This is a genomic window from Candidatus Hydrogenedentota bacterium (assembly GCA_035450225.1).
Lineage (GTDB): Bacteria > Hydrogenedentota > Hydrogenedentia > Hydrogenedentales > SLHB01 > DSVR01.
Genome location: DAOTMJ010000006.1, coordinates 133,170 through 149,186 on the forward strand (window position 1 = coordinate 133,170; position 16,017 = coordinate 149,186).

The following is a 16,017-nucleotide window of genomic DNA, read 5'->3' on the forward strand; positions in this document are numbered from 1 at the left end:
CGCGGAACGCGGAATATGGATGCCGCCACGATCATCGGACTGGTTTCGGGAATAGGCTTGGTGTGCTTTACGGTGTTGCTGGGCGGCAATCCGGGGGTGTTCTGGAGCGTTCCCGCATTGCTGTTGGTGGTTGGCGGCACATTGGCGGCCACGCTGCTGAATTATCCGCTGCGCGATGTGCTGGCTGTTTTTTCCACGGTTCGGAAGGCGTTTGTCGAAAGGGTCATACCTCCTGAGGAATTGATTGAAAAACTGGTCGAGTATGCGGGCGTGGCGCGCCGGAATGGCGTGCTGGCGCTGGAAGGCCGGACAGAACTGTCGGCGGACCCTTTTTTCGAGCGCGGAATGCAATTGGCGATTGACGGAACACCCCCGGAACTCATCAAGGATATGCTGGCCGTCGAGATAACGTTTATGGAAGACCGGCACTCGCTGGCCCAATCCATCTTGACGGCCATGGGCGCCTATGCGCCGGCCTTCGGGATGATCGGCACGTTGATAGGCCTTGTCCAAATGCTGTCCTCGATGAACGATCCGTCCCGCATCGGATACGGCATGGCGGTGGCGATTCTTACCACGCTGTACGGCGTTCTTCTGGCGAATCTGGTTTTTCTTCCCGCGGCGGGCAAATTGCGGGTGCGGACGGCCAACGAGGCGCTGGACAAGGCGATCATGATCGAGGGGATTCTTTCGATTCAGTCGGGCGACAACCCCCGGATGGTCGAGCAGAAATTGAAATCGTTCGTTGCCCCGTCCGTAAGGCAACGGGTACGCACCGATCGGAGTCTTCCGCGTGCATAGGCGGCGTTTCACAAATCCCGTTCACCCCGCCGCGCCGGGATGGATGGTGACCTATGGCGACTTGATGAGCCTGTTGCTGGTGTTTTTTATCCTGTTGGCCGCGTATTCCACAGTCAATGAGAAGAAGTTGCGCGAGGCGCTCGAATCGTTTCAACGGGTGCTGGGCGTGACGCCGGCGGATGATCGCGGCGGCGGTGATTGGGGAAGGGTGGCGCGGGAAGTGCAGCGCCGCGTGCAGATCCTGGGAAAGACGCACGCGCTGCGCGTGACGTTCGATGCCGGGGGCGGTGTTGTTTTCACGTTGCCGACCTCGTTTTTGTTCGATGGCGAGAGCGCGACGTTGCGTGAAGAGGCAAACGATGTGATGCAAGCCTTGGCCGATGGACTGGCGATGTATCCGTCGTGCCGGGCCACGATCAAGGGGCACACGGACGATCGCCCGCTGAGGGAAGGTTCCGCCTATCGCGATTTGATGGATATGAGTTTTGCGCGCGCCGACGCCGTGGCGCGGCGCTTGCAGGCCGCCGGAAAACTGCCAATGGATGCCTTTGAAATTGTGGCGTGCGGGGCAGGCCGGCCCCGGGCCGTCAATACGTCGGAAGAAGGCCGGGAAGCCAACCGGCGGATAGAAATTCTTGTAAGCGGTGCGGGTAAGCATAGTACAATGGGCCGCGAAGCAATGGCGGAACAATAAGGGAAGCGTGGATTGCGTTTTGCTATGATTCAATACACTAGCGAGGTGGACACCCATGGCGGATGAAAAGGAAGCGGCGCCCAAGAAGTCGGGCGGCACGGTCGTTTGGATTGTCATCATAGTTGTGGTGGCGCTGGTTTCGGCGGGCGCCGGGATGGGCGCATACAAATTTTTATTGGCGCCCCGGCTGAACGCGGAGGCAGAAAAAAACCACGAGGAGGAATTGCCGTCCAACGCCATACCGGCGACATCCGTCGTGTATGATTTTCCCGAGGCACAGACCGCCGTGGCGAACAGCGATCCCAACGCGCCGACATCGGTGCTCATCTACACGGTTTCGATGGTGTGCCAAAACGAGGAAACCAAGGCGCTGGTGGAGAAGAACAAGCAGTGGTTCGTCGCGATGTTGGCCGATTTGCACCGGGGACGAACCCGCGAGGAACTGGACGATGCCGCCGTTCAGAAAAGCATTCGCGAACAAGCCCGCGAAGAGGCCGATGCCCTGTTGCGTCGTTTTCAGACCAAGCCTAACCCGGAAATCAAGATTATCGAGGTGCTTCACACCAAGTTTACGGTGTACGTGCTATGAACCGTTTCCGCCAACCCGAACCCCAAGCGCATGAATTTGACGAAGTACAGTCTTCGGCGGATGTTTCCGGAGAGCACTTGGGTATCGAAGACCTGAAAAAGGTGCGGCTTGTGCTGACCATTGACTTGGGGCAAACCACCCTCGCCGTCCGCGACGTGCTTGAACTCAAGCAAGGTTCGGTGGTTCCGCTCAATAAACTGGCTGGCGAAATGACGGATATCTTCGTCAATGGCATACCGCTGGCCAAGGGTGAAATTGTGGTCATCGCCGACGGAATTCATGTGCGCATCGCCGAAATTATCGGCGCAACCCCCGTGGAAGAAAAAGAGGAGGGGGAGTATGACGCGTAGTATCCGGCTTGCCGCGGGATTGCTCGTGTTGGCGTTTATGGCGGCGGCTCAACAGGTTCCCGGTGAGAATTACGATACGACCGAGGCGCCGGCGCTCGATCTCCCCCAATATGCCCCGTCCGAATTGAGGGGGGAGGGCGATGCCGAGGCGGAGAAAATCCGACAGGTGCAGGCGCAAATGGATGCGGCCGGGCAACCGCCGGAGACGCGCCCGGCAAGAATGCCCGAAGAACCCTCCATGACGCGGAATGTCCTGCGCACGCTCGCATCGCTTTGCTTGGTGCTGGCGTTGATCGTGGCGGCGCTGTGGCTCGTGCGCCGCTTGGGCCGCAATACGCCGATGTTGGCGGGCGTGGAATTGGGGCAGTTGGCCGGCAAGGTGCATCTGTCGCCGCGGATGTGCCTGCACTATGTTCGCACGGGCGGTAAAATGTTGATTATCGGCGTGACACCCAATGGCATGTCGCTCATCGCGGAATTCGACGAGGCGGCGTTTCCAACGGCGCCGGCGGCGGCTCCGGTTCAACCGGTCTCGCCGGAGACCCGTCGCGCTGAATCGTTTCTCGGCGAGTTGCAGGCGAGTCTGCGCGCACAGGAACAACCGGCATCCCCCGGACCTTCCGAAGAGGCCGAATTGGATGCGTTGCGCAGGGATGTTCAGCGGCTCCAGCAATACCTGGAGGGACGCATGCGTGACTCGCGGGATTGATCGTTCGCGAGGGGCCGTGGCGAAAAACGCCCTGCGATGGGCGGCGCTTTTGGCCATTGCGCTGGCGGCCGATACGGCCTGTGCGCAGACCGGCGAGAGCGGCACGGGGATGAACCTCCTGCGCGGGGTACACAACGCAACGGCGCCGGGGCAGTTGCCGACAACGCTGGGCGTGGTCGTGTTGGTTACCGTCATTGCGCTCGCGCCCTCGATCCTTGTCATGACGACGTCGTTCACGCGGATCATCGTCGTGCTTGGATTTCTCCGGCAGGCCATGGCCACGCAACAGTCGCCGCCGAACCAGGTGCTCATCGGCCTTGCGCTGTTCCTTACCTATTTCATCATGTACCCGACGTACAACGAGGTGTACAACAAATCCATCGGCCCCTATGTGCGCGGCGAGATGGTTTCGCAGGACGAGGCGCTGGCCGCCGGCATCAAGCCGCTGCGCACCTTCATGTTTCGCCAGGTCGGCGCAAAAGACCTTGCGCTGTTCCTTGAAATTTCCAAGCGCGGACGGCCCAACACGCCCGACGATGTGCCGACCCATGTGTTGATTCCCGCGTTCATCCTCAGCGAATTGCGCATCGCGTTTCAGATAGGCTTCATCATTTACATCCCCTTCTTGATCATTGATATGGTCGTGGCCAGTACGCTGATGGCCATGGGAATGATGATGCTGCCGCCGATCTTCGTTTCGCTGCCCTTCAAGATCATCCTTTTTGTTCTTGCGGACGGCTGGTATCTTCTAATCGGATCCCTTGTCCGCAGTTTTCATTAGCGTCCATTCGCTTCGGCGATTAGGGCGGATGCCGGGATCAGGGCCAGCGAGGTCTGAAGGGGATACCCGCAGGTGCAGCCGGAACTGGATTCGGGGATCATGACAAGGCCGCCGGCGGGGATGATGTTGAGCCAGCAGCCGGGTCGCGTCTCGTTCGTCAAGGGGATGCCTTCGGTGGCGGCGGTTTCCGTCGGATACATGCGTGGATTGTTTCCCCGTCCATAGAGATAATACGCCGAGGCGGTCAATCCGCCGCAGCCATGGCCGCCCCGGCGGGCAATATAGTCTTTCTTTTGGCCGGTCTGGAGGTCGAACGCAAAGGGCCGTGAGTAGACGGTGTTTCCGATTATGACGGGGTGCTGCCATTGCTCGCCGTGGCTGCCGTCAATCTCGGCGAAATTGTCGGTGCTGCGGTTGTCGAGGGCCCGGTAGGGAGTCTGCCACTTGTCCCCGCCGGTTTTCATGTCGAAGGCATAAAGGCCGTACCAGACCTCGTTGCCCTTGTTGTAGGTTCCCGTGGCCAATAACACGCCACGCGAACCGTTGAGATAGGCGATGTGCTGATAGGGCAAGGCGACAGGCCTTTCCCACACCACCGAGCCGTCGGCCAGCCGCAGGGCCAGCAACCGTACGCCCTCCGCGAAGAATTCGTCGAGTCGAATCCGCCCGCGATCGTTGCCCATGGCCTTCTCGTTGCGGCTTTCCAGCAGGTAAATACACCGATCGGATTCCGCCGATTCTGCGTCAATCATGATGCCGTTGTTGAGAATACAGCCGTTGCGATACAGCCAGCGCGTCTGGCCTGTTTGGCGATCCACGCAAAAGAGACAGTCGCTGACAATCACAGGGCGAAAATCGCCCTCGATGGTGTTGACGGTGGCCTTGCTCATCGCATTGAACGACGCGCCGGGCTTCTGGCCTGTTCCCACCAGCACATCGCCCACGCAATCGAGGTATCCCCAATCGTGCGGTCTCTGCTCCTGTCCGGGCGCCTTCAAGATACCCGCTTTCTCGCCGGTCGCCGGATTGACCTTCCAGCATTCACCCTGAACGGCCACATAAAGCCAATCGTCGGCGATGACCATGTGGCCGCTGTTTTTTAGCGCGCCGACGCGGCGCGAGTTCGGCGCGTCCAACCGCCAGAGCGGAAATCCGTTGTAGGGATCCACGGCCATCACTAGGTCGTTGCCGGGAATATAAAGACGCCCCGCCTTAAAAAGCGACGACATGGGCCGGTGATGCCGGTCAATCATGTCGCGCGGACCGGGTTCGCCGAACCACTGTATCGCCATGGGGCCACGCAACGGATCGAGGCTGCATGCGGTATGGTTCGGATTGGCGTACAGTTGCGTCCATTCGCCGGCGTCTTCGAGCGGACCCCGGACATGAACGGCCCAGATACCGCCATGCTCCTTGCGAATGCACGATGCGTCCAAGCCGGCCCCGGTCAGCCATGCCTCAAGGCGCGATGCATCGGAATCGCCGATGCAGAACGTGCCACCGTAGGGCCGCAGAACACGCAACACTTCACGGCAGGAAACCGACGGCGTTGTTTCGCAGACAACCAAGTTCGCCATCATGCTCGTATAGGGAAGCGGCGGGGAAACGGTATGAACGGCTACGCGCGCCCCATACAGTCCTTCCGTCATCAACATAGCGCTTGCAGCTTCCGCTTTTGACGGGTCCGGCTCGATGCCCACGACATGCAGGTCGCTCCGCCTGGCCAGTTCCCGGACAAGATGGCCTGATCCGCAATCCAGGACAAGGCAGTATCCTTTTTCGATACCCGTCTGCTTCAGAATGGCCTCCGCCATTGCCTCATCGGCGGGAAAGGCCTGCGAAGACGGCAAGACTTCGGCGGACGTTTTTTCAGAAACCGGGTCCGCGCCAAAACAATAAATCCGTCCCTTGTCGGTGCTTATGTAAAGTCTTCCATTGGCTACGGCGAGGCCATACGCGCACCCGTCCACATCGGTGCGCCACTTTTCCGTGCCGTCCTGAATGGCATGGGCAGCCACAAAACCGTTGCCACCGGTGAACAACACATCGCCCGCCAAAATCAGCGCATAGGGGGCCTCGATGGCCTTCTTCCAGCGGATACAGGCGCCCATTTCAAGAGACAGTGCGGCGACCGTCGCGCCATCTTCGAAAATGGCCTGCTTGAGCCGTGCGATTTCGGTTTCGTCCTTAGCCTGCCGAAGCGCTTTTTCTGTATCCTTGATCCGTTTCTGCGCCAGGATTTGACGGTGCGATAGTTCGACGTAGCGCGGCCGATCCAGCGCCCAGAGTTCAGTGAGGGATTGCAGGTAGGCGGTGTCGCCCGCAACGACCATGCGAAGCCCCGGAAACGATGCAATCGTTTCCCGGGACTCGGCATCGGCCAACTCGAGTTCATTTCCACTGGTGCGGCCCGGTCCCGTCGCGACCTGTCCGTCCACCAGCACGGCATACGCGCCCCCGGCGCCCTCCGTTTCGCCTAACACTTTGCCGGTCTTCCGGTCAACGACGACGGGATTGGTCCGTCCGGTGGGGATGAAGAGACGCGTGGGCGAAAGCACGAGATAACCTTGCGGGGCGATGCCGGGCGTTTTCACGCTCCAGCGGGGTTCGCCGGTGGCCGCATCCAAAGCGCTTACATACACGCTTTGCGAGCCGAACAGTCCCGAACACGCATAGACGATCCCGTTTTCGACGGCCAACCCGCTTCGCGTGGGCATCCATGAAACGATGCGGCCGTTGCCGGGAATACGCCAATCGGGTTCCGGTGGACGGAAATGCCATATCGGCTTTCCGGACGATGCGTCTAGCGCGTATACTCGGCCATCATCCGATCCAAAGTAAACACGGCCACCGTCAATAACGGGCGCCAGACGCACCGGTCCCTCGGTACGAAACCGCCAGCGCACCGCGCCGGTTGCGGCATCGAGACAATACATGTGATCGTCGGACGATGACCCGAAGTAGAGGGCGTCGCCCGCTATCACGGGCTGAAAGGCGCGATCATAGGTTACAACAGGACGCAATTCCCGGATTTCATGCCAAAAATCCTGTTTGGCGGGGGCCGGCCATGCGGGTCTGGGCGCATGACGGGGCACATGGGTCCATGCCGGTTGCAGCGGTAAAACGATCGTTTCATCCGTCACGCCGCTGCGTGCATTGTCGCGCAGATAGGCCGGCCAGTCGCTTCCAAAAGCGCCTGCACCCGCGCACAACAGCACGGCAGCCAATAATCGTGTAAAAGAACCCAATCCCAACGACCTCGTCCCGTTCATGTTCGCGCGGTTCCTAGCCGGCCTGAAGGGCCGCATATTTGTTGACGGCGCTGAGATAGGCCTTGACGGCGGCTTCGATGATATCGGTGCTGGCGCCGGTGCCGATAAAGGTCCGCTTGCCGAATCCCACGGTTACATGCGCCTCGCCGAGGGCGTCGGTTCCGCCTGTGGCGGCGCGGATGGAAAACTCCTTGAGATTGCCCTTGTAGCCGGTGATGCGGTCCACGGCCTGGAACGCGGCATCCACCGGCCCGTCGCCCGTGGCCGTGTCCGTAAAGACCGTGTCGCCCTTGCGCAGTTTGACGAAAGCCATGGCGGGATCGCCCCCGGCGGTCCTCACTTGGCCCAGATGGTACACCTCGAACGACTCGTTTTGCATGGCGACGATGAGCACGCGCAAATCGTCCTCGAAAACCTCTTTTTTGCGGTCCGCGAGGACGATGAAATCCTGGTAAAGGCGCGAGATTTCCTCGTCGGAAAGATGGTATCCGAGTTCCTCGCAGCGTTTGGCGAGACCGGCCCTTCCGGAATGTTTGCCAAGCACCAGTTCACTGCGCGGACGCCCGACCGATTCGGGCGTCATAATTTCATAGGTGGCCTTGTTGGCAATCATGCCGTGCTGATGGATGCCCGACTCGTGCGCGAAGGCGTTGCGGCCGACGATCGGTTTGTTATAGGGAATAGACAGGCCGGTCAGATTACTCAATAACCGGCTTGTGTTGTAGAGTTCGCTGGCTACGATGCCGGTTTCGAAGGGGTGCATGTCGTGTCGGACGCGCATGGCCATGACCACTTCCTCGAGCGAAGTGTTGCCGGCCCGCTCGCCGATGCCGTTGATCGTGCATTCAATCTGCCGCGCGCCTCCCTGAACCGCGGCCAGCGCGTTGGCGACGGCAAGGCCCAGGTCGTTGTGATTGTGGGATGAAAAAACGACCTTGTCCGCGCCGGGCGTCTTTCCAATGACGTATTGGAACATTTCACGGATTTCGTCGGGCGTCGTGAACCCGACGGTATCGGGCAGATTGATCACATCGGCGCCGGCCGCAATCGCCACGCCGGCGGCCTGAACCAGGTAGTCCCAATCGGACCGCGTGGCGTCTTCCGCGGAAAATTCGACGCGTCCCACGAGTTTCTTGGCCAGCCGAACGGCCTTGTCCGCGTTTTCAAGTACGAGATCGCGCGTCATGCGCAGTTTGTGTTCGATATGGATGTCCGACGTGGCGATGAACGTGTGCAAAACCGGATTTGCCGCCTTTTCAAGGGCCTTGGCGGCGCGCTCGATATCGCCCGAGACGGCGCGCGACAATGCCGCCACACTTTTGGTTTTGACGAGTTCCGCCGCTTTCGACACGGCTTCGAATTCCTGATCCGAGGCGACGGGAAAACCGGCTTCAATGATATCCACGCCCAAGCGTTCGAGTTGCAGGGCCAGTTGGACCTTTTCCTGCACGTTCATGCTTGCTCCGGGCGACTGTTCGCCGTCCCGCAGGGTCGTGTCGAATATCTGAACTCGCGCCGCCATTGCTCTCGTTCCCTTCTTTGCCATTTTCATGTGCGCGTCATGCGCCTGTGCCGCAACAACACCAAACACTAACAAAGCCATTCCCGCGCTTTCAATTTTGCCGGGAATGCCTGACTCTATGCCTACTATGCCGTTCATGCGCATCGGGCAAGGACAAATGGACATAAGCGCCCAAAAGGACGCATGGGACCCTTTACACCTTCCGCAAGAATAGAGGGATGAACCTAAACGAGGCCGTCGGAATTCAGGAGTCAGTGCCTTAAAATCCGGTTTCTATAAAAAAAACAAGAACGTCTTGGGCAATTTGTGCAACCAATTGAAGTTCCATGCCTCACCCGTACATGGAGTGTTTTGCACTCACGCGCGATGCCGTTTGTTACCCGTCAGCGTGTTCAACCGAACACCTCGTGCATGCGGTCGCAGTAGTAGCGGACATTGTCCCATTTGGAATCCGGCGCGAGGCGGTGATCGGGACACGGAATGAAGCCGCCCAAATCCACAAGCCGTCGCAGGCGCTCGATTTCAGCGTCAACCGCGTTAAAATCGCGCGACAGCACGTTTTTGTTCATGCCGCCCACGCCGCGCAATTCCCTGCCGTATTGCGCGCGCCACGGTTCGATGCTGGCGTTCCATGTGCCCACTTCAATCGGGAACATCGTGTTGACGCCATTTTCGATCCACGTCGGAATGAGGGCATCAATCATGCCGTCGCAATCGAGCGAACAGATATTGATTCCATGCCTCCGTGCGAGATCGGTGATGCGGCGATAGTGTGGCCCCACTTTTTCCATGAACACGTACGGTGAAATAAGCGGTCCATTCTTGAAACAGATATCTTCCCAGAAATGGATGAAATCGAACTTTGCGCCGCTTTCGAGCGCCGTCTTGGCGCATTGAAAACAGAGGTCGCCGTAGGTGTTCACGATTTCATCGAACAGCGCCTCGTCCTCCGCGTAAAGATAGGTCGCACCCGTCACGCCCAGTATATTGCGGACGCGGCCGAAGAGACTGCCGCAGTGAAGTCCATACGGAAAAGTCCGCCGGTCGCGCTTGAGATAATCGAGTCCCCCCTCGTCGAAGGAAACCATTTTCCGCCCCACGCGCACACGGGCTTTCGTCACGCGCTCCTCGTGGAATTGCAGGCGGTGCTTGTAATGGTCCTCCCATTCCTTGCGGCCTTTCAGCAAATGATCGATTTCGGGCGGAATGCCGACCGCGCCGGACTTCTCAAGGATCACGACGCCTTCGCCGTCAACCACCTTGCGCGATCCATCCGGCAATTCTTCGAGCACCTTGCGCTCGAAACCCGGCCGGAGGTGCGTGTCGGTGTGGAAGCAGGTGTAGTAATTGAAATCGAAGCCGAGTTTTTTATCGAGTGCGAGATCAGTGGCATTGCCGTCGCCCCACGCCTTGGCCATGCGTTTTGTGATATGCCCTTCCGCGGCCCACTTGTTCAGCGTGTCGCCCCAATACCCGAAATGGACCACCGGCATCCGATCATAGGGTTGATAATTCAGCACGGCCAGCGTGCGTTCGCGATTGTTCATCGGTTGTTCCTTTCCATCGGCTCGCTCCATGCCTCGAACACGGCCTCGATGTTTTCTCTCGGATCGCGGACGCCCCATTCGCACTGCGCGATGACGCCGCCCTTGCCGTCGTCCAGCGCGCGCCGGACGCGCCGGACCGCCGCGCGGACATCCTCGACCGTACCGAACGGCAGAATGTCCTGCCGCGAAATCTCGCCCCAAAACGTGACGCGGCCTTTGAAGCGTTGCGCCAGCCCCTCAATGTCCATGCAGAACAACTGGCTGTTGACGGCATGAATTCCAATCTCGATGAGATCGGGATAGATCGCCTCGATGTGGCCGTCACTGTGGAAAAAGATGTACTTGCCCGCGCCTTTGAGAATATCGCAGTAATCCTTGTACATCGGTTTGAAGATTGCGCGCCATTTCTCCGGTGGAATCAGCAGCGCGTTTTGCGTGCCCCAATCGTCCATGAAACCGACCGCGTCCACGGCGGTCTTAGACCACATCTCGATGTCGCGAAGATTGAATTCATGAATCAATTTGCAGAGATGCCTGAACTCGTCCGGCTCGCACAGGATGTCCATGAACAGATTTTCCGTGCCGCGCAGGAATTGCATTCGCTCGAAGGGCCGGACATGTGTGCCGACTTTCGTGAACTTGTCCGTGGCGCGATGGCTTGCCTCGACGCGACTCAGGTCGGCCTTGTCAATCAGTTCCCAAGGCGGCGACCAGGATTCCAACCGGCTCCAATCGGCCAGCGGCGGGTGCTTGACCTCGCCGCAGACGCCCACCTCGCCTACGGTCCATTCGCAGCCCCATTCGTCCACATAGGTGCCGACTTCGCCCGGCGTACCACGCGACACGGACGAAGGACCGTAGCGCCCGTCAACGCCGGTGAAGTCGCTTGGAAAGCGTTTGCAGACCGCGTCGAGTTCCGCTTTCCGCAACATGCCCACGCCCGCCAGCGCCCACAAATCACGCGGCGCCCGGTCGGGATAATCAAATTCCAGCGTGCGAATGACCCGTTCGCGCGATGTCATGATCCGGAAATTCCTCCTTGTCTGAAACGGGTGATAGCCTAACGGAATTGGCTGGGTGTGCGCAAAACGGTTCCTTGAACGGCTCCATGAATGCGCCAGATTCGCCTGATCAGTCGGATCGGTCCGATTGACATCCGTGGCGCGACACCTCTTCGGGACGAGCCATGGAACCATCCATTCTGTCCGGCAGGCGCATGACGCGGCCGGCTTTCTTGTCGTAAAAATAGAGGCGGGATTCGGATCGTTTCCGGGCGTCGCCGTCGGCCCAGAACGCATAAAAGCCGGGATGGGCGTTCAACGGGCGGCGGACATAGGAATGGTTGCGCGGACTGTTGGCGGTGAGCGGGATATCCGCGGACCACGTCGCGCCTTGATCCTTCGTGGTCTTCATCACTATCTCGCCGCCGGTGCCGTAAGGCTGCGGGCCGGGCAACATCGGCCCGATGACACGCCAAGCGCCATCCGGTTCGACATAGAGGCTTCCCATGTCATAGTTGTGGTCGCTCGTTCCCGCGGCCCGGATGTCCCATTCGCGGCCGTTCCAATGCGCGGTCCACCATGTGTACGGCGCGTTCTTCGGCCCCGGTTCCCAGCCTTTGCTTGTAAGATAAAGGATAACCGGACGGCCTTCGGCATCGTAGTTCAGGTCCATGATGTAGACGTTGAGTTTTTCGGCGGCATAGTCGTATACCCGTGCTGGGTTTTCGACAGCCGTCATCGGCGTTTCGACCGGCGCGCCGCTCACGGTGGTCCACGTGGCGCCCATGTCGGCCGTCTCGATGTAATACACGTTTGTTCGGAAATTCAGGCCCCGTTTCTTCGGATGATAATTGAACACGGCGCCTACCCGGTTTCCGCACGGCCACGTCGCTTGGTAATGGCCTTCTTCAATGCGCGCATAACAGCGCGGTTCGGACCATTGCATCCCGTCCGGACTTGTGCTTGAAAACAGCATGCGCCCGCCCTGGTAAAGCGTGTGCAGAAACAGAAAACCTTTTTCCGGAATCCACCACGGTTGCGGATAGGAGTAATTCGTCTTTGCGACTTCCTCGAAATCGTCTATGGAATAGGGCGCTGTGCCTTTGAAGACATACGCGGGCCGGGAAGTCCCGTGCGCGCTGGCGAAGATCCAGACATGCCCCTTGCCGTCGAGCGCAATCACGGGATTGTCGTGCGCGTCGGAAGTGCCCTTGTCCATGACAATCGTGGGACGACAGACTTTCTTTGTCTTATGATCATAGCAGCCCGCCATTTCAAGGAGCGTCGTGCCATCGTCGCCGATACCGCCGTACACGAAAAACGTCTTGTTCACCTCCGGCGCGTAAACCGCCAGCGGGATATGATCGGCGCAGTACGTTCCAAGCCCCCCGCTGTACTTGTAGACGTATTCATCCCTTGTTTCCTGGTTGCAGTACCAGATTCCGCGGTATCCGTCGGCCTTTTTGAAGGCCGGGTTCCCCGCAGCCATCATCGAAAAGACGCAGAGGCACAATAAAACCATCAATAGGGCGGGCTTTGCGGCCGACTCACGAATGTTCATCCCTTTTGTCCTCCGTGGTCTTGAATGAAAAAGAAATGGTGAAAACGATCCTCTCCGGGGGCGGCAGATGATCGCTATGCGTGATGGAAGAAGTGTAGCGTACTTGATGTGGGATTGCCAAGTGGTTTTCAATCGTCTGGTTTGGTTTACGATTCGATCGAAGCCCTTGACCTTTGTTTCCTTGTATGGCAATATACACATACGAATTTTGGCAATCGGCAATATTGGGCTGTCCAACGCGCCTGTGAGGTGTGGCATGGCAAATATTCCTTCCAAGCGGTTGCGTTTCCGAATCTTTTCGGAAGACGAACGGTGCATCGAAGAAGCGCTCGCAAAAACATCCCATACCTCCATGAGCGATGTGATCCGGGCCGCTTTGGTCTTTCTGGATCAGGCATGGGCGGGTCGCAACAGTGGGTTTCGCGTCATGTTTCGGAATCCGGCCACGGGCTTCATGCTGGGCGCGCTCGACGCCATTGCGCCGCGGATTCCCAAGCGGGCGGGCGGCGCCGGCGTTTCGGAAGGAGGGGGGCGGGCGAAAAATTCGATAGAAATTCGTGTCGCCCACGGGGATGAGGAGCGCATTCATCGTCTGATCAAATCCGGCGCGGCGGATACCTTTTCGGAACTGATCCGGCGCGCCTTGCGGCTTTACATGGCCGCGGTGCAACGGCGTATGGCGGGCGATGAAGTCGTATCGCTCTCGCCCAGCGGGGACTTTTTCCCGGTGAGCGTGCCGGGCGCCGGAGCGTCGGCCTATCCGGTCCCAGGCGATCAACCCCGAGTTGCCCCGCTTCCGCCGACACCCCCCTCGACGCTTCTGGGCCAGTTGCCGCGGACGCTGGCGGACGACGTGATCCGGTTGGCGGCCGAGGAGCAATGCTCGCCCGACTTGCTTGTGGTGGATTTGATTCGGGCGGAGGTTTTCGCCCGGCTGCATCCCGAAACGCGCCGTGCGGACGTCGCTTCCGAACCGGCGGCGCCCGTCGTTTCCGGGCCGGACCTTCATGCGGAAGCCGTTCAGGAAACCGCGCAAACGCTCGAACAAATGGCGGATAACATTGGGAAGATCATGCAAATTATCAGTGAAACGGCGCGCCGTAAGGATTCGCAGGCCCAATTCACGGATCTCCTTTTCGCCGCCGAATCCACGGACGAGCGACCCGCGGGAGAAATGTTGGATAGTGAACGCCTGTCGAAACGCGCACAAGAATTGAACGAACGCCTGGCGGCGCTGTTGTCGCTCATGCAGCGCGAACCCCGTCAGCGGCGCCCGGCCCGTGCCGCCAAGGATTCACCGGAAGACAGCCCCATGAAGCCTTCAAAGGCGGAGTCCGGTCCGGCATGAGGTATTCGTTCCTTGCGCGCGGCGTGTATCCTTGTTACCATACGATTTTCAGCGACCGGCGCCATCGGGAGTAGACAACATGCGCATGGACGATACCGCAAAGACGAATCTTGACGATCACACGATGCTGATCGGCGGGGCGGACATACGCCGGGCGGGGACTTTCCGCAAAGCGGCGCTGGTGGTGTTGTCGGGATGGGAAATCGGGCACGAAATCACACTGGCCGAAGACTCGTATGTCCTTGGTCGCGGCCGGCAGGCGCGTGTACGCATTGCCGCGCCCTCCGTTTCGCGCGAACATGCCCGGATCATTCGCGTTTCGGCGGAAGAGGGCGATGAATTCGAAATCACGGATCTCGGCAGCAGCAACGGGACCTTTGTCAATGACGAGCCGGTGGCGACGTCACGACTGCGGCATGGCGACAAAATCCGGATGGGGGATGTGCTGTTCAAGTTCGTGCTGCAAGACGAGGCCGATGCCCGGTTCTATGACGATCTGCGCCAGTTGATTCATTACGATCAATTGACCGGTTTGCTGAAGATGGATGCGTTCAAACGGGAACTCGACGCGGAAATCCATCGCGATGGCGCACGCCGGTTGCTCTCGCTCGCCATGACGGATCTGGACGGCCTCAAAAAGGTCAACGACACGCACGGGCACTTGGCGGGGCGCATGGTCGTGCGTGAAATGGGCGCGATGATCCGCCACAGCATTCGCAAGCAGGACAGGGCTGGTCTTTACGGGGGCGACGAGGCGATTATCTTTTTTCCGGAGACTCCGCTCGACGAGGCGATAGCGGTTGCGGAAGGCCTCCGCACGACCATTCAGCAACGCACCTTCGATTTTCACGGGGCGACGTTTCGCGTGAGCATCAGCCAAGGACTGGCGGAGTGGCCCCGCCATGGCGAAACGATCGAACAACTTATTCATGCCGCGGACGGCGCGTTGTACGCGGCCAAAGCGGCCGGGCGCAATTGCGTCCGGTGCGCACCGTGAGATTCCATGGCCGCGCCCCTTGTCACGCTGACCACGGACTTCGGCGTGCGCGATCCCTATGTGGCCGCCATGAAGGGCGTGATATACGCCATTCAGCCCCATTTAACGATTACCGATCTGTCACATGATATTCCGCCTCGCGACATCATGGAAGGGGCGTTGTTTCTGGCGGGCGCGCTTCCGTTTTTCCCAGATCGCACCGTTCATGTCGCCGTGGTGGACCCTGGAGTCGGCACGCCGCGCCACGGCCTTGTCATTCAGGCGGGAGGCCAGTATCTCGTCTGCCCCGACAACGGCATCGCCACTTTTTTCGTCAGGCGTTATCCCATACAGGATGCGCGAATCATCGAAAACCCGCGTTTTATGCGCGGTGAAATCAGCCCGACGTTTCACGGGCGCGATGTCTTTGCGCCCGTTGCGGCCCACCTTGCGCGCGGTGTGCCCCTGTCCGAATTCGGTTCGCGAATCGCAGACCTGGTCGAGTTGCCGGTTCCCGTTCCGATCATGACGCCGGGGGGCATCGAGGGCGAGGTGGTTCACATTGACCGTTTCGGCAATCTGATTACGAACATTGCGCGGGACGATATCCCGAAAGAAGCCGCCTGTATCGTCCAAGCGGGCGCGATGCGCCTTGGGAACCTCCGCCGCACCTACGCCGATGCGCCGCCTGGAGAGCCGTTGGCGCTGATTGGAGGCGCGGGTTTTCTGGAAGTTGCCGTCAATGGCGGCAGCGCGCGCGAGTTTTTCCAATTCGACCGGGGCCAGCCGGTTGTTGTCGAAATCGGTTGACAAAATGAACGGGCGATTTGGGTGCGGCTGCGAGATGATTGGACATGAAAAAAGTG

General features: G+C 59.4%; 14 protein-coding genes. 9 read left to right on the forward strand and 5 right to left on the reverse strand.

The window, feature by feature from the left end:
* Positions 1–15: 15 nt before the first annotated feature.
* From P5540_05960 to fliP, 6 genes are read left to right on the forward strand one after another with little or no spacing between them, the layout of a single operon-like run.
* Positions 16–801 (forward strand): MotA/TolQ/ExbB proton channel family protein, encoded by a 786-nt coding sequence (locus tag P5540_05960; protein HRT64355.1) that lies wholly within the window; start codon positions 16–18, stop codon positions 799–801.
* The gene (locus tag P5540_05965) at positions 794–1,495 is read left to right on the forward strand and encodes a flagellar motor protein MotB (GenBank protein HRT64356.1); all 702 of its coding nucleotides are present in this window, start codon (positions 794–796) and stop codon (positions 1,493–1,495) included. Before P5540_05960 ends, P5540_05965 begins: the two co-directional genes overlap by 8 nt.
* Before the next feature lie 55 nt (positions 1,496–1,550).
* Complete coding sequence (locus P5540_05970; GenBank protein HRT64357.1) at positions 1,551–2,084, forward strand: hypothetical protein; 534 nt, start codon at positions 1,551–1,553, stop codon at positions 2,082–2,084.
* Positions 2,081–2,434 carry a FliM/FliN family flagellar motor switch protein gene (locus P5540_05975; GenBank protein HRT64358.1) on the forward strand — a complete coding sequence of 118 codons (354 nt, stop codon included), beginning with the start codon at positions 2,081–2,083 and terminating at the stop codon, positions 2,432–2,434. The genes P5540_05970 and P5540_05975 overlap by 4 nt, the downstream gene beginning before the upstream one ends.
* Positions 2,424–3,143 carry a flagellar biosynthetic protein FliO gene (locus P5540_05980; GenBank protein ID HRT64359.1) on the forward strand — a complete coding sequence of 240 codons (720 nt, stop codon included), beginning with the start codon at positions 2,424–2,426 and terminating at the stop codon, positions 3,141–3,143. The genes P5540_05975 and P5540_05980 overlap by 11 nt, the downstream gene beginning before the upstream one ends.
* Positions 3,127–3,924 carry a flagellar type III secretion system pore protein FliP gene (gene fliP / locus P5540_05985; GenBank protein ID HRT64360.1) on the forward strand — a complete coding sequence of 266 codons (798 nt, stop codon included), beginning with the start codon at positions 3,127–3,129 and terminating at the stop codon, positions 3,922–3,924. Before P5540_05980 ends, fliP begins: the two co-directional genes overlap by 17 nt.
* Here fliP and P5540_05990 read toward each other — a convergent pair.
* From P5540_05990 to P5540_06010, 5 genes are all read right to left on the reverse strand, one after another.
* A complete protein-coding gene (locus P5540_05990) occupies positions 3,921–7,196 on the reverse strand; it encodes a PQQ-binding-like beta-propeller repeat protein (GenBank protein HRT64361.1) in 3,276 nt (1,091 codons plus the stop codon). The two genes, fliP and P5540_05990, sit on opposite strands and share 4 nt — an antisense overlap.
* 13 nt (positions 7,197–7,209) lie before the next feature.
* Positions 7,210–8,718, reverse strand: coding sequence for a 2-isopropylmalate synthase (locus tag P5540_05995; GenBank protein ID HRT64362.1), 1,509 nt, complete (start codon positions 8,716–8,718; stop codon positions 7,210–7,212).
* A 392-nt stretch (positions 8,719–9,110) separates the two neighbouring features.
* On the reverse strand, positions 9,111–10,265 hold the full coding sequence (locus P5540_06000) for a uroporphyrinogen decarboxylase family protein (protein HRT64363.1): 1,155 nt from the start codon (positions 10,263–10,265) through the stop codon (positions 9,111–9,113).
* The gene (locus P5540_06005) at positions 10,262–11,287 is read right to left on the reverse strand and encodes a uroporphyrinogen decarboxylase family protein (GenBank protein HRT64364.1); all 1,026 of its coding nucleotides are present in this window, start codon (positions 11,285–11,287) and stop codon (positions 10,262–10,264) included. Before P5540_06005 ends, P5540_06000 begins: the two co-directional genes overlap by 4 nt.
* A gap of 109 nt (positions 11,288–11,396) precedes the next feature.
* Positions 11,397–12,827 carry a BNR-4 repeat-containing protein gene (locus P5540_06010; GenBank protein HRT64365.1) on the reverse strand — a complete coding sequence of 477 codons (1,431 nt, stop codon included), beginning with the start codon at positions 12,825–12,827 and terminating at the stop codon, positions 11,397–11,399.
* Positions 12,828–13,083: 256 nt separating this feature from the next.
* On the opposite strand from P5540_06010, the gene P5540_06015 reads away from it, so the two are divergent.
* The 3 genes from P5540_06015 to P5540_06025 all read left to right on the forward strand — a co-directional run bounded on the left by P5540_06015 (position 13,084) and on the right by P5540_06025 (position 15,961).
* On the forward strand, positions 13,084–14,175 hold the full coding sequence (locus tag P5540_06015; GenBank protein ID HRT64366.1) for a hypothetical protein: 1,092 nt from the start codon (positions 13,084–13,086) through the stop codon (positions 14,173–14,175).
* 79 nt (positions 14,176–14,254) lie between these two features.
* Positions 14,255–15,172 carry a GGDEF domain-containing protein gene (locus P5540_06020; protein ID HRT64367.1) on the forward strand — a complete coding sequence of 306 codons (918 nt, stop codon included), beginning with the start codon at positions 14,255–14,257 and terminating at the stop codon, positions 15,170–15,172.
* A 6-nt stretch (positions 15,173–15,178) separates the two neighbouring features.
* On the forward strand, positions 15,179–15,961 hold the full coding sequence (locus tag P5540_06025) for an SAM-dependent chlorinase/fluorinase (GenBank protein HRT64368.1): 783 nt from the start codon (positions 15,179–15,181) through the stop codon (positions 15,959–15,961).
* Positions 15,962–16,017: the final 56 nt, after the last annotated feature.